The following is a 12626-nucleotide window of genomic DNA, read 5'->3' as shown; positions in this document are numbered from 1 at the left end:
GGGTCAGCCGAGGCGGGCAGCTTCAGGGTGGGCTGCTTTATTGGGTGGCATGAGCCAGAGAAGGCGAAGGAACACGCACTATATCAAATGAAGGAGGATCCACGTACTGGCTCGCGAAGGGGGCAGTGCAGGCCCCGAAAACAGCGCATTCTGAACCATCGCCTTCGCGAGAAAACGAAGCGTCGCCCGGTTCTGGCCCACGACCATTCCGCTCTACAACAACGCCGTGAAAGCTTTTGCCCGGCGCGTCACTTCCTGAGTGTTTTCAGCGCCGAACAAGCCGTGCACCACGGCGAGCAGGTCGGCCCCGTGTTCAACCAGTTGCGGTGCGTTCTCCAGGGTTATGCCGCCAATCACCGCGATCGGCAGGTGGACCCTGGCACGCACCTGAGCGATCAGGTCCAGCGGTACAGCGGGGGCGCCAGGCTTGGTCAGGGAATTGAAGAACCTGCCAAATGCCACGTACGTCGCGCCGTCAGCCTTGGCTTGCTCGGCCAGCTCCACGCGGCCATGACAGGTGGCACCGACAATCGCCTTGTGTCCGAGCAGGGCGCGGGCATCGGGCAGCGAGCCGTCGGACTGTCCCAGATGCACGCCCACCCCCAGCCGCGCAGCCAGCTCAGCGTCATCGTTGATGATCAGTCGGGTCTTGTAGCGCTCGCAGAGCTTGAGCAGTTCGGTCGCTTCGCGCAGACGGCGGGACTCGTCACTGTTCTTGTCGCGGTATTGCAGCAGAGTCACGCCGCCGTCCAGCGCAGCTTCGACATACGACAGAAATTTTCCGGACAGCAACTGGCTGTCGGTAATGGCATACAGGCCACGCAGTTTCATGAATCGACCCTCATGGCGATGTGTTACGAGCAAAAATCCAGCGGCAGCCGACGTGGCACGAATTGCCCCCGGCCCAACTGTTCGGCATCCCTCAGGGTCCGCCAGGTGTAGTCGAGTGCCGACTTCACCGCGCTGACCAGCTCTTCACCCTGGGCGATGCGCCCGGCCAGTGCGCTGGCCAGGGTACAGCCAGAGCCGTGGTAGCTGCCGGGCAAACGCTCGCAGACGAAAGTGTGGGTCCGGCCGTCACGCAGGTACAGACGGTTATGGATTTGCTGCTCGTCACCATGTCCGCCTGTGATCAACAGATATTCACAAAACGGCAGTAGTTTGTCAGCGCACTCGTCCGCAGTCCCTTCGGGAAGCTCGGCAAGGATGCGGGCTTCCGGAAGGTTCGGGGTGGCGATGGTCGACAGGGGCAACAGGCGTTCACGCATGGCGTAGCCGACCTCGTCCTTGCCCAGTCTGCCGCCGCCGCCAGCGCGTAGCACCGGATCACAGACCATGGGCAAATGCGGGTGGGCCAGAAGCAGTTCGACTACCGTATCGACCATTTCCAGTGACCCCAGCATGCCCAGCTTGACGGCTGCTACGCTCGAATCGTTGAGGACTGCATTGGCTTGCGCCATCACCCATTCGCGATCCAGCACGCGGAAATCACTGACGTTCACCGTGTCTTGCACGGTGAGCGCGGTAATCACCGGAGCGGCATGGCAGCCTTGGGCGAGCAGGGCTTCTATATCGGCCTGCATACCGGCGCCGCCACTAGGGTCGTGACCGGACAGGCAAAGGACTACGGGGCGGGAGCTATAGATATTCATGGTGCGCGAGCTTATCACTAAACCTTTCGCGGACCGCTCGGGGTGCCGGTTTTTTCTTGCGGATCGAGCCCGATCGGTGACAACGGCAGGCTCGACAAAACCTTAAAAAGTACTCATGTTTGCCTTGCGGTCACCGATATAGAGCTATTGCCTTGATTTTGATCGCGATACTGTCTTTAAGCTATTAGCGGCTATGCTTGAGTGGCAAGGCTGACAAGTGACGGTTCGGGTCTTTACTGATGTCTGCCGGTACATGTGCACGTTCAACGGTCTGTTTGAATCATTAGCCTGTTTCAAGGATAGAAATTTGCGGGACGTCGTAATCAATGGATGGATTGAACGCGACGACCTACCTTGGGGCTTCAATGCGCTATCTGTTGATCATTCTGGCTCTTTGGCTGCCGTTGCAGAGTCATGCAGTCGAGTTTGATGAAAACACTCGTTTTCTGCCGTTGGGCCGTGCCATTCAGGCATTCGAAGACCCGACCGGCGAGGCGACCATCGAAAGCGTCAGTGCCGCCGCTCACGCCGGTGCCTTTCAGCCCGTGCCTGCCGGTACCTTCAACGCCGGTTATTCGCGTTCCGCCTTCTGGCTGAAGGTCGAGCTGACCTACCGCCCGACGGACGCCAGCATCCATAACGACTGGTTGCTGGAACTGGCCTATCCGCCAATGGACCACGTTGATTTCTATGTCCCGGATGCCGACGGGAATCCCGGGCGGGTCTGGCAGACCGGAGACATGCTGCCGTTCTCCAGCCGCCAGTTCGCCCAGAACAACTACCTCTTCCAGCTGGACCTGCCGCCGGGCCAGGCGCGAACCCTGTACATGCGTATTCGCAGCGAAGGCTCTGTTCAGGCACCGCTCAACCTCTGGTCTACCCACGCGTATCTGGACGCTCAGCCCACCAAGGTTTACGTCTTCGGTCTGATCTACGGCGTGCTCCTGGGCATGCTGGTCTACAACCTGTTCATCTACCTCAGCGTTCGTGAGGTGGATTACCTGTATTACCTGCTGTATGTCGCCTCGTTCGGGCTTTATCAGATGTCGATCAACGGCGTCGCCATCGAATACCTGTGGCCTGACAGCCCCTGGTGGGCGAATGCGTCGACCCCCTTCCTGATGTCTCTGGCGACGTTATTCGCATGCCAGTTTTCGCGCAGCTTTCTGGGCTCCGCACAATTGAGCCGCTGGCTGGACCGGCTGCTGCTGGCGGTTATCGGCGCTGCCGTACTGGTCATGTTCATGGCCTTGTTCCTCAGCTACGGGCCGGCTCTGCGCGGTGCCACTCAGCTGGTCATGGCGGGCTCTCTGACGATCTACCTGGCGGGTATCGTTGCGGTCATCAAAGGCGAACGGGTCGGGCGCTACTTCGTACTTGCCTGGTCGGTATTCATGGTCAGCGGACTGATCTTCGGCTTGATGCTGCTTGGCTATCTGCCCAATACGTTCCTGACCATGTACGCCTCGCACATCGGCACGGTGCTGGAAATGGCCTTCCTGTCGATGGCGCTGGCCGACCGTATCAACCACGCCCGCAGGCAGCAGGCGCAAACCTTGCTGGCCGCCGGTCAGGATCTGGAGCGCCTCAACCAGCAACTGGCCAACAGCAACCGGCTGAAGGACGAGTTCCTTGCCACGCTCACCCATGAGCTGCGAACGCCGATGAACGGGGTGATCGGATCGTTGGAGGTCATGCAGACGCTGGACATGGACGACGAAGTCGAGATGTATCAGCAAACCGCCGCCAGTTCGGCACGCGACATGATGAGCATGATCAACGGTATCCTGACCCTCACCGAGCTGCAGGCCGGTGTGCTGTACGCCGACTGCGAGGCGTTTTCCCCCGAGGATCTGGCTGACAGGTTAGAGGAGCGTTTCAGCGGCGCGGCTCAGTCCAAGGGCCTGATATTGACGCTCGATCTGGACGATAAACTGCCGCCGAGCCTTCGTGGCGACGCGAGCAAGCTCTACCAGTGCATCGAGTGTCTGGTGGACAACGCGATCAAATTCACCCGGAAGGGCGCGGTGCAGGTGCGTTTCAGTGGCCATCCGCAAGACCTGGAGCGCCTGTACCTGCGGGTCGAAGTGATGGACAGCGGTATCGGCTTCAGCCGCCTGGACGACGCCCGGCTGTATCAGCATTTCTTTCAGGTCGACGGCTCCATGACCCGCGAATACGGCGGGCTGGGCATCGGACTGGCGATCTGCCGGAAACTGGTCGAGTTGCAGGGCGGCGAACTGAGTCATCGTTCCGAACCCGGCAAGGGCAGCTGTTTCACGCTGAGCGTGCCGATGCTGATGGTCGTGCCGGGCGCGGTGCGCAGGGCGCCTGAACTCAAGGCTCAATGGGGTATATAAGCGGCCTTATAGCGTCATCAGCTGAAAACGCCGACGGTTAGGCGGCTACGGCACTTTTGCGAGGGCCGGGTGCGTGATTCACTGTGTGCATGTTGTGTGTGTACTCAGGCAGGAGATGACTCATGAACCTGAATCAATTCGCCGAAACCCACGAAGTCACCAATCAACCGCCGCCGCTGGACGGGGCAAACCTTTACCGTATCGACGTGCCACTTCAGGAATGGAGCAGGCAATTGGGGGCGGGCTGGGCGCAGTCGCGTATCGATGCCTACGGTGCGCTGGCAGGTGGCCCGCTGATGGCGGCGGGCTTTCTGGTCAACCAGCACAAGCCTGAGTTTGCCAGCCATGACCGTTACGGGCACCGCATCGACCTGGTCGAATTCCACCCGGCGTATCACCAGTTGATGAGCACGGCCATCGAGCATGGCATCCCGTCGTTGCCATGGACCGATCCGCAGCCCGGCGCTCACGTGGCGCGTGCGGCCATGAGTTATTTGCATACCCAGGCAGACCCTGGCAGCGGCTGTCCGCTGACCATGACCTTCGCCAGCGTTCCTGCGCTCAGGCTGCAACCGGATCTGGCTGAAATCTGGCTGCCCAAGGTGCAGTCGACTGAGTACGATCCACGCAACGTGGGCATTGCGCACAAGCGTGGCGCGACCATCGGCATGGCCATGACCGAGAAGCAGGGCGGCACCGACGTGCGCGCCAACACCACGCGTGCGTTCCCGGTGGGAGCAGGCGGCCCCGGCCAGGCCTACGAACTGGTCGGGCATAAATGGTTCTGCTCGGCACCCATGTGCGATGCATTCCTGACCCTGGCGCAGACCGACAAGGGCCTCAGCTGTTTTCTGCTGCCGCGCCATAGGCCGGACGACACGCGTAACGAGTTTTACATTCAGCGCCTGAAAAACAAGCTCGGCAACTGGTCCAACGCCTCCAGCGAAGTCGAGTTTCGTGGCGCGCTGGCATGGATGATCGGCGAAGAAGGGCGCGGCGTCCCGACCATCATCGAAATGGTCGCCATGACCCGTTTCGACTGCATGATTGGCTCCAGTGCCTTGATGCGTCAGGCGCTGACTCAGGCGACTCACCATTGCGCGCACCGTACGGTCAGTGGCCGGTTGCTCGCCGAGCAGCCGTTGATGCAGAACGTGCTGGCTGATCTGGCACTGGAAAGCGAGGCCGCGCTGGCCCTGACCCTGCGGATGGGGCGCGCGCTTGATCACCTGGATGATGACCACGAAAAGCGTTTTGTGCGTCTGGTCACGGCAGTGGGCAAATACTGGATCTGCAAACGCGCCCCGGGCATGATCAACGAAGCCGCCGAGTGCCTGGGCGGCGCCGGTTATGTCGAGGACAGCATTCTGCCCCGCTTGTACCGCGAAGCGCCGGTCAACTCGACATGGGAAGGCTCCGGCAACGTGCAATGCCTGGACGTGCTGCGAACCCTGTCCAAGGAGCCCGGCGCACTCGATGCGCTGTTCGACGAACTGGGCGACGGACATGGCGACCGGCAGCTGGCGGCACATATCGGCAAGCTCAAGGCGGCGTTTCAGGACACTGGCGACATTCAGTACCGCGCCCGCCAACTGACCGAAGACATCGCCATCGCCTTGCAGGGCAAGTTGTTGCTGGAAGCGGGTAACGCGGCGGTCAGTGACGGCTTCATTGCCGGTCGACTGGTGTCTGGTGGGCGGGTGTATGGCGCTTTGCCCAAGGGTGTTGACGTAGAAACATTGCTGCAAAGGGCCTCGCCGCAGGTGGCATGAGCACGCGAACCCGTTACGATGCACGTCTGCAAGATCAGACAGGACATGAATCGTGACCCAAGCCTTTGTTGTTGTCGACACCGCCGAGCAGGCTGTAGAACGGCTCGCCGAGCTGCATGAACGCGCCACCAGTGCGCTGAGTCAGGCGCTCAAGCGCTACCTGAAAGACCGCGTTGAACCCACTGCCGAAGAGCGAGCGCAATTCAGCTACCCGGAACTGCGCCTGGTCTACAAATGCCAGGGCGAAGTGCCGGTCACCACGCGCGCCTACGCCAAGGTGCAGCTGCCGGGCACTTACAGCGTCACCGTCACGCAGCCCAAGGCCTTCAAAAAGTACCTGCTCGAACAACTTGTCCCGCTGATGAACGATTTCACCGTGACGGTCGAAGTCGGTATGAGCGAGCAGAGCATTCCTTATCCTTACGTGGTCGAGCAGGGCGATGAGCTGGCCGGCACGGGCGTCACCGCGGCGGCGCTGGCACGAGTGTTCCCGAGCACCGACCTGTCGGCTGCCACCGACGGCATTGCCGACGGCCTCTACGACTGGGCCAACGTCGATCCGCTGCCACTGGCGCTGTTCGACGCTGCGCGGGTGGATTTTTCGCTACGCCGTCTGGTGCATTACACCGGCAGCGACTGGCGTCATGTGCAGCCGTGGATTCTGCTGACCAACTACCATCGCTATGTCGACCAGTTCATTCTGCACGGCCTGGAAAAGCTCCGCGAAGACCCGCGTTTCGTGCGCATGGTCCTGCCGGGTAACGTGGTGGTCGACAAGAGCATGGGCCAGGAAGAAGCCCAGGCCATCGTCGCCAGCGTGGTCTGGCACCGCTATCAGATGCCGGCCTACCACCTGATCGCCGAAGACGGTCATGGCGTGACGCTGGTCAACATCGGCGTCGGCCCGTCCAACGCCAAGAACATCACCGATCACCTCGCGGTGCTGCGTCCGCATTGCTGGCTGATGATCGGTCACTGCGGCGGCCTGCGTCAGTCGCAGACCATCGGCGATTACGTGTTGGCTCACGCCTACATGCGTCGCGACGGGATTCTCGACCGCGTACTGCCGCCCCATATCCCGATTCCGGCGCTTGCCGAAGTGCAACTAGCCTTGCAGGAGTCGGCTGCGCAGATTACCGGCGAGCGCGGCGAAGAGCTCAAGAAGCGCCTGCGCACCGGCACGGTGTTGACCTATGACGACCGTAACTGGGAACTGCGCTGGGCTCAGGAACGTCCGCTGATCAACCTGTCGCGCGCAGTGGCGGTCGACATGGAAAGCGGCACCATCGCTGCTCAGGGATATCGCCTGCGTGTGCCTTACGGCACGTTGCTGTGTGTATCCGACAAGCCGCTGCACAGCGAAATCAAGCTGCCGGGTTCTGCGAATGCGTTCTATGAGCGTGCTGTCAGTCAGCACCTGAAAATCGGCATCGCTGCGCTGGACCTGCTGCGTACCGAGGTGAACTCGCTGCACTCACGCAAACTGCGCAGCTTCGACGAGCCGCCATTCCGTTGATGGCTTGCCGTTAATAGATTGGTATTTGCACCAAGGGCCACTAAAGTGGCCCTTTCTGTTTTCCGATTGCCGAATTCTCATGTCCCGCACCCAACGCCCCGTTTCCCGCCGTCCTGCCTCCACACCGACAGGCACTGCCCGGCGTGTCGCCAAAGCGCCACCGGCCGAGCCCAGGCTGATCCTGTTCAACAAGCCTTTCGACGTGCTGACCCAGTTCAGCGATGAGGAAGGGCGCGCCACGCTCAAGGACTTCATCAAGATCCCCGGCATCTATCCGGCCGGGCGTCTGGATCGCGACAGCGAAGGTTTGCTGCTATTGACCAACGACGGCCAGTTGCAGGCGCGCATTGCCGATCCCAAGCACAAGCTGGCCAAGACCTACTGGGTGCAGGTCGAAGGCGAGCCGAGCGATGAGCAGTTGCAGCAGTTACGCGACGGTGTGCAGCTCAATGACGGGTCGACCTTGCCCGCCGAAGCGCGGCAGCTCGATGAACCGCAACTCTGGCCGCGCAACCCGCCCGTGCGCTTTCGCAAGAGTGTGCCGACAAGCTGGCTGGAGCTGGTTATCAAGGAAGGGCGCAATCGGCAGGTGCGGCGTATGACCGCTGCCGTCGGCTTGCCGACCCTGCGGCTGGTGCGGGTCAGGATTGGCGACTGGACGCTGGAGGGCCTGGATCAGGGCCAGTACAGGGAAGTCGCCGCAAAACTGTGATACCGGTGCTGGCTCAGTTGCGCAGGTGAGTCAGCGGCATTTCGGTGCTGGCCAGCACTTGATTGAGGACAAAGCTCGACTTGACGCTGGTCACGCCTTCGATGCGGGTCAGATGGCCCAGCAGCAGCTTCTGATAGTGATCCATGTCCGGCACCACCACCTTCAGTTGATAGTCCGCGTCCATGCCGGTCACCAGGCTGCATTCCAGTACCTGAGGCAGGTTGCGGATCTGCTGCTCGAAGTTCTCGAAGCGCTCGGGTGTGTGCCGGTCCATGCCGATCAGCACGTAGGCGGTCAGGTTCAGGCCCAGTTTCTTGCGGTCCAGCAGGGCAACCTGGCGCACGATGTAACCGTCGTCTTCCAGTTGCTTGACCCGGCGCGAGCAGGGCGACGGCGACAGACCAATGCGTTCGGCCAATTCCTGGTTGGATATCCGTGCGTCCCGTTGCAATTCAGCCAAAATGCTCAGGTCGTATCTGTCGAGCTTGCTCACGATGCACCCCATTATCAATTCAATTGCGCTGGATTATTCATCTGAAGTCAAAAATTGCGCAAGTAATGTTTTAATCCGCAATATTAGCAATCTTCTGCCTCAGCCTCAGGCCTATTCTTTTAAACAGAATCACTGCCCGGACACAGCGTCCAGCGCGACCCGCCGAATCAGGCCAGTCGCGGCCTCCCACCCAACAGGGTGTGTCAGGCCCCCGGGCTACATACTGTCCAGAAGACGGCATGAGGTGAGCCAGCGTCAAAAGCGCTGCGCCAGGACGAAGTATCTCAAGGGGGCCATTTGGTCCCCTTTTCTTTGTCTGCTGATAAAGTGCGCAGAACGGCGCTACGCTTAAACAGTCTTAATGACGTCAACCCGCGCTCTAGTGAGGAAAGCATGAAATCTGGCATCTGGCAGTTTGCGGGTGTAAGTCTGTTGTGTCTGAGCATTGGTGCTCAGGCGCTGGCCGACGAACGTGATGAACCGCCGCGCAATCCGCTTTACGGCAGCCCCGGTGAAAACGCGCAGCAGCGTCAGCAGCAGCAACAGCGTGCTCAAGAGCAGAACAATCAGCAGCGGCAGATCCAACAGCAGCAAAACCAGCAGCGCCAGGTCGAGCGTCAGCAGCAACAACTGATCAACCAGCAGCAGACCAATCAGCAACGCCAGATTCAGGAACAGCAGAACCAGCAGCGTCAGGTCGAGCGTCAGCAACAGCAGCAGATCCAGCAACAGCAGCTTCAGCAGCGCAACGTCGAGCGCCAGCAGCAACAGCAGATCGAGCAGCAACAGCGCGATCAGCAGCGCCAGATTCAGCAGCAGCAAAACCAGCAGCGTCAGCAGTTGCGCCAGGCTCAGGACAACCTGCCGATTCAGAGCGGCCCGAAAGAGGCGTGGCAAACCCAGCCGCCGCGTCAGGGCTATTACCAGGACATTCCACGCGGCAACAATCGCAACTGGCAGGCCGGTAACGGTCGCCCTAATGATCACTGGGAAGGACGCCCCGATGGGCGTGGCAATGGCTGGGGCCCCGGCCCGCAATACCGGCCTGGCTATGCGATAGATCGCGTACCGGGTGGCTACTCGCGTATTCCCTATCGTGGGCAGGACTATTACTACTCGGGTGGCTACTGGTATCGCCCGCAAGGCCCGCGGTATGTCGTGGTGACACCGCCCTACGGCGTGCGTGTCAGCAGACTACCGTCCTACTCTCAGGAAGTATGGATCGGCAGCAGCCTGCTGTTTCTGGCTGCCGGCACTTATTACGCCTACCAGCCGGACAGTCAGGACTATGTGGTGGTCAATCCGCCGCAGAACGAAGCCGTGTATCAGGCTCCGCCGGCCGAACAACAGGGCAATGGCTATGATCCGGTGGCCTACCCTACCAACGGGCAGAGCCCGCAGCAGGTCGAGCTGGATAAATACCAGTGCTACCGCTGGGCTGCGGAGCAAAGCGGTTTCGACCCGGCCAATGTCACCGGCCAGCCATCGCCTGACATGGTCGATCTGTATCGTCGCTCGATGGGCGCGTGCCTGGCGGGGCGAGGTTACAGCGTCAACTGATGCCGGTCAGGCACTGGCCTGCTTGACGACTTCCTGAGGGTCGGCGTGCACCAGCACTTCGGCCTTCGGGAATTGCTTGTAAATGGCGTCGGCCACCTGATCACAAATGGCGTGGGCGACCGACAGCGTCAGGGTGCCCGGTAGCTCAAGGTGCAATTGCACAAACCAGTGATTACCGGAGATTCGTGTACGCAGATCATGCGCCCCGAGCACGCCCGGCACATCGCACGCCAGTGCCAGCATTTGAGTGCTGACATCGGCCGGCAACTCCGCATCCATCAACACCGATATCGTTTCGCGGGCGATTTGAAAGGCGCTCCACAAGATATACAGCGCGATGCCCAGCCCAAAATACGCGTCCAGCTGTTGCCAGCCGAAATACGCCAACGTCAGCGCCACCAAAATGCTGGCGTTAAGCAGCAGGTCTGAACGGTAGTGCAGCGAATCGGCGCGGATCGCTGCCGAGCCGGTCGCCTTGATCACCCGGTATTGCAGGGTGAGCAGTGCGATCGTCAGCGCGATGGAAACCACCATCACGACCATGCCCAGCAGCGGCGCGCCCAGCGGTTCGGGATTCTGGATGCGCTCGACCGCCTGAACGGCAATCAGCACACCACTGACGGTGATGAACAACGCCTGCGCCATGCCCGACAGCGCTTCCGCCTTGCCGTGGCCATAGCGATGATCGTCATCTGCAGGCCTAAGTGCGTAATGCACCGCCAGCAGGTTGAGGAACGAGGCGGCGCCATCGAGCAGCGAGTCGGTAAGACCGGCCAGCAGACTCACCGAACCGCTCAGCCACCAGGCAACGCCCTTGGCCAGGATCAGCGTCGTGGCAACTGCCAGCGAAGCCCGTGTCGCGAGACGCAGCAGTCGGGAATGTTCGGCAGTGGTGCTCATGACGCTTCCTTGAACGGAATTGATATCAGGCAGCCGGGACCAGACCCAGTGCTGCCAGTTGTTCGACACTGCCTTTGTGCTGGATCAGGCGTGGATCGTTCAACGGCAGGGAACGGCCCAGCTCGGTTTCAATGATGGCTTGCAGCTTGGTGTTGTCGACACTGCCGTCAGCCTTGAGCGCTTTTTGCAGCTTTTGCGGATCGATCTGCGCATGCTCGCCAGGCCCGTAATAGATCGCACCAGTGGCGAAGTCCACCGCAAACGCAATCACCCCTGGAATGATATAGAACAGCAGCGCGAAAGCATCCAGCGCCGCAATGGCCGGGTCAACCTTGCCATCGATCTGACCACGACGATCAGGATAGAAAATACTGCCGCAGGCCGAAATCTGAGTCAGCAACGTGGCGACCAGAACGCCACCGATCAAGCGAGAAGGAATGCGCATGGAAAGCTCCTGAGATGAAGAGGGCAACTATACAAGGCAATGACTGCAAGGCTAAGACTATTGAGTGATGGGGTGGTTCTGCGGCCGTTAAGTTAAACCACATGGGATGCGGAGCCATCGCAGTGGTGGGAGTGAGCTTGCTCACGAAGGCCCTGAACGGGCGCTGAAGATTATCGAAGGTGAGATTGACCAGGGAAACAGCTCCCGCGCCGATGCCCCTTACCGACCACGATTAACATCTGGTTTACTGTGCCGCACGATAACTACAAAAACTCAGGAGTCATGTATGCAACCGATTCGTCTCGGTCTGGTGGGCTACGGCAAGATTGCGCAGGATCAACACGTCCCGGCGATCCACGCCAACCCCGCGTTTGAGCTGGTGGCCGTGGCCACGCAAGGCCAGCCGTGCGCCGGGGTAGAGAATTTCAAATCCCTGGGCGAACTGCTTGCGAGCGGGCTGCAGGTTGACGCGATTGCGTTCTGTACGCCCCCGCAAGGTCGCTTTGCTCTGGTGCAGGAAGCGTTGGCGGCCGGCAAACATGTGTTGGTCGAGAAACCGCCGTGCGCGACCCTGGGTGAGGCGATGGCGTTGGTGGCCCAAGTGCAAGAGCAGGGCGTCAGCGGTCTGTTTGCCTGGCATTCGCGTTACGCGCAGGGTATCGAAGCGGCGCGTGAGTGGTTGTCCACCCGCACCCTGCACAGCGTGCAGATCGACTGGAAAGAAGACGTGCGCAAATGGCACCCCGGTCAGGCGTGGATCTGGCAGCCCGGTGGCCTGGGCGTGTTCGATCCGGGCATCAATGCCCTGTCGATCGTGACCCACCTGCTGCCACTGTCATTGTTCGTCGAGTCTGCCGAACTGCGCGTGCCGAGCAATTGCCAGTCGCCTATCGCTGCGTCCATCAAAATGTCCGACATGCGCCATCTCGATATCCGCGCCGAGTTCGATTTCGATCATGGTCACGACGAGCTTTGGAGCATCGAGATTCGCTGCGCTGAGGGGACGTTGCGCCTGGACAACGGCGGTGCAGTGTTGAGTATCGATGGCGTGCGTCAGGCTGTTTCAGAAGAGGGCGAGTACGCAGCGGTGTATCGCCACTTCCAACAGTTGATCGGCGATAAAGCCAGTGACTTGGACCTGCAACCGTTGCGGCTGGTCGCGGACAGTTTTTTCGTGGGCAGTCGGGCATCCGTTGAACCGTTCTACGACTAAAAG

11 protein-coding genes are annotated in these 12626 nt (G+C 60.5%); 6 read left to right on the top strand and 5 right to left on the bottom strand.

Features of this window, described 5'->3' with window-relative positions; genetic code table 11:
* Positions 1-213: 213 nt before the first annotated feature.
* Both thiE and ACW55A_RS19970 read right to left on the bottom strand, forming a co-directional pair.
* A complete protein-coding gene (gene thiE / locus ACW55A_RS19975) occupies positions 214-831 on the bottom strand; it encodes a thiamine phosphate synthase (protein WP_003368782.1) in 618 nt (205 codons plus the stop codon).
* Between the two features lie 23 nt (positions 832-854).
* Positions 855-1652, bottom strand: a complete 798-nt coding sequence (locus ACW55A_RS19970) for a hydroxymethylpyrimidine/phosphomethylpyrimidine kinase (RefSeq protein WP_046718967.1) — start codon at positions 1650-1652, stop codon at positions 855-857.
* Positions 1653-1978: 326 nt separating this feature from the next.
* On the opposite strand from ACW55A_RS19970, the gene ACW55A_RS19965 reads away from it, so the two are divergent.
* The 4 genes from ACW55A_RS19965 to ACW55A_RS19950 all read left to right on the top strand — a co-directional run bounded on the left by ACW55A_RS19965 (position 1979) and on the right by ACW55A_RS19950 (position 8012).
* Positions 1979-4012 carry a sensor histidine kinase gene (locus ACW55A_RS19965; protein ID WP_498811542.1) on the top strand — a complete coding sequence of 678 codons (2034 nt, stop codon included), beginning with the start codon at positions 1979-1981 and terminating at the stop codon, positions 4010-4012.
* A gap of 122 nt (positions 4013-4134) precedes the next feature.
* The gene (locus ACW55A_RS19960; protein WP_498811543.1) at positions 4135-5784 is read left to right on the top strand and encodes an acyl-CoA dehydrogenase family protein; all 1650 of its coding nucleotides are present in this window, start codon (positions 4135-4137) and stop codon (positions 5782-5784) included.
* A gap of 52 nt (positions 5785-5836) precedes the next feature.
* Positions 5837-7300 carry an AMP nucleosidase gene (gene amn / locus ACW55A_RS19955; RefSeq protein WP_003368777.1) on the top strand — a complete coding sequence of 488 codons (1464 nt, stop codon included), beginning with the start codon at positions 5837-5839 and terminating at the stop codon, positions 7298-7300.
* Positions 7301-7379: 79 nt separating this feature from the next.
* Positions 7380-8012 carry a pseudouridine synthase gene (locus ACW55A_RS19950; RefSeq protein ID WP_498811544.1) on the top strand — a complete coding sequence of 211 codons (633 nt, stop codon included), beginning with the start codon at positions 7380-7382 and terminating at the stop codon, positions 8010-8012.
* A gap of 13 nt (positions 8013-8025) precedes the next feature.
* On the opposite strand, the gene ACW55A_RS19945 is transcribed toward ACW55A_RS19950, so the two are convergent.
* Positions 8026-8505 (bottom strand): Lrp/AsnC family transcriptional regulator, encoded by a 480-nt coding sequence (locus ACW55A_RS19945; RefSeq protein WP_002555305.1) that lies wholly within the window; start codon positions 8503-8505, stop codon positions 8026-8028.
* Between the two features lie 393 nt (positions 8506-8898).
* Here ACW55A_RS19945 and ACW55A_RS19940 point away from each other — a divergent pair, with 393 nt between their 5' ends.
* Positions 8899-10065, top strand: a complete 1167-nt coding sequence (locus ACW55A_RS19940; protein ID WP_080053375.1) for a DUF6515 family protein — start codon at positions 8899-8901, stop codon at positions 10063-10065.
* Between the two features lie 6 nt (positions 10066-10071).
* Here ACW55A_RS19940 and ACW55A_RS19935 read toward each other — a convergent pair whose 3' ends face one another.
* Together ACW55A_RS19935 and pmcY are read right to left on the bottom strand one after the other, a co-directional pair.
* Positions 10072-10965 (bottom strand): cation diffusion facilitator family transporter, encoded by an 894-nt coding sequence (locus ACW55A_RS19935; protein ID WP_498811545.1) that lies wholly within the window; start codon positions 10963-10965, stop codon positions 10072-10074.
* 25 nt (positions 10966-10990) lie between these two features.
* The gene (gene pmcY, locus ACW55A_RS19930) at positions 10991-11410 is read right to left on the bottom strand and encodes a periplasmic Zn2+ metallochaperone PmcY (protein ID WP_003368770.1); all 420 of its coding nucleotides are present in this window, start codon (positions 11408-11410) and stop codon (positions 10991-10993) included.
* A 286-nt stretch (positions 11411-11696) separates the two neighbouring features.
* Between pmcY and ACW55A_RS19925 the strand changes: the two genes are divergently transcribed.
* Positions 11697-12623, top strand: coding sequence for a Gfo/Idh/MocA family protein (locus tag ACW55A_RS19925; RefSeq protein ID WP_455809255.1), 927 nt, complete (start codon positions 11697-11699; stop codon positions 12621-12623).
* Positions 12624-12626: the final 3 nt, after the last annotated feature.

It is taken from the genome of Plantibacter cousiniae (nom. nud.) (assembly GCF_977070315.1).
This window is presented reverse-complemented; position numbering and strand designations above follow the sequence as displayed.

What these genes read in the sequence shown, in the direction of transcription:
- thiE (WP_003368782.1), bottom strand. Translation starts at nt 831, where the DNA reads ATGAAACTGCGTGGCCTGTATGCCATTACCGACAGCCAGTTGCTGTCC.
- ACW55A_RS19970 (WP_046718967.1), bottom strand. Translation starts at nt 1,652, where the DNA reads ATGAATATCTATAGCTCCCGCCCCGTAGTCCTTTGCCTGTCCGGTCAC.
- ACW55A_RS19965 (WP_498811542.1), top strand. Translation starts at nt 1,979, where the DNA reads ATGGATGGATTGAACGCGACGACCTACCTTGGGGCTTCAATGCGCTAT.
- ACW55A_RS19960 (WP_498811543.1), top strand. Translation starts at nt 4,135, where the DNA reads ATGAACCTGAATCAATTCGCCGAAACCCACGAAGTCACCAATCAACCG.
- ACW55A_RS19950 (WP_498811544.1), top strand. Translation starts at nt 7,380, where the DNA reads ATGTCCCGCACCCAACGCCCCGTTTCCCGCCGTCCTGCCTCCACACCG.
- ACW55A_RS19940 (WP_080053375.1), top strand. Translation starts at nt 8,899, where the DNA reads ATGAAATCTGGCATCTGGCAGTTTGCGGGTGTAAGTCTGTTGTGTCTG.
- ACW55A_RS19935 (WP_498811545.1), bottom strand. Translation starts at nt 10,965, where the DNA reads ATGAGCACCACTGCCGAACATTCCCGACTGCTGCGTCTCGCGACACGG.
- pmcY (WP_003368770.1), bottom strand. Translation starts at nt 11,410, where the DNA reads ATGCGCATTCCTTCTCGCTTGATCGGTGGCGTTCTGGTCGCCACGTTG.
- ACW55A_RS19925 (WP_455809255.1), top strand. Translation starts at nt 11,697, where the DNA reads ATGCAACCGATTCGTCTCGGTCTGGTGGGCTACGGCAAGATTGCGCAG.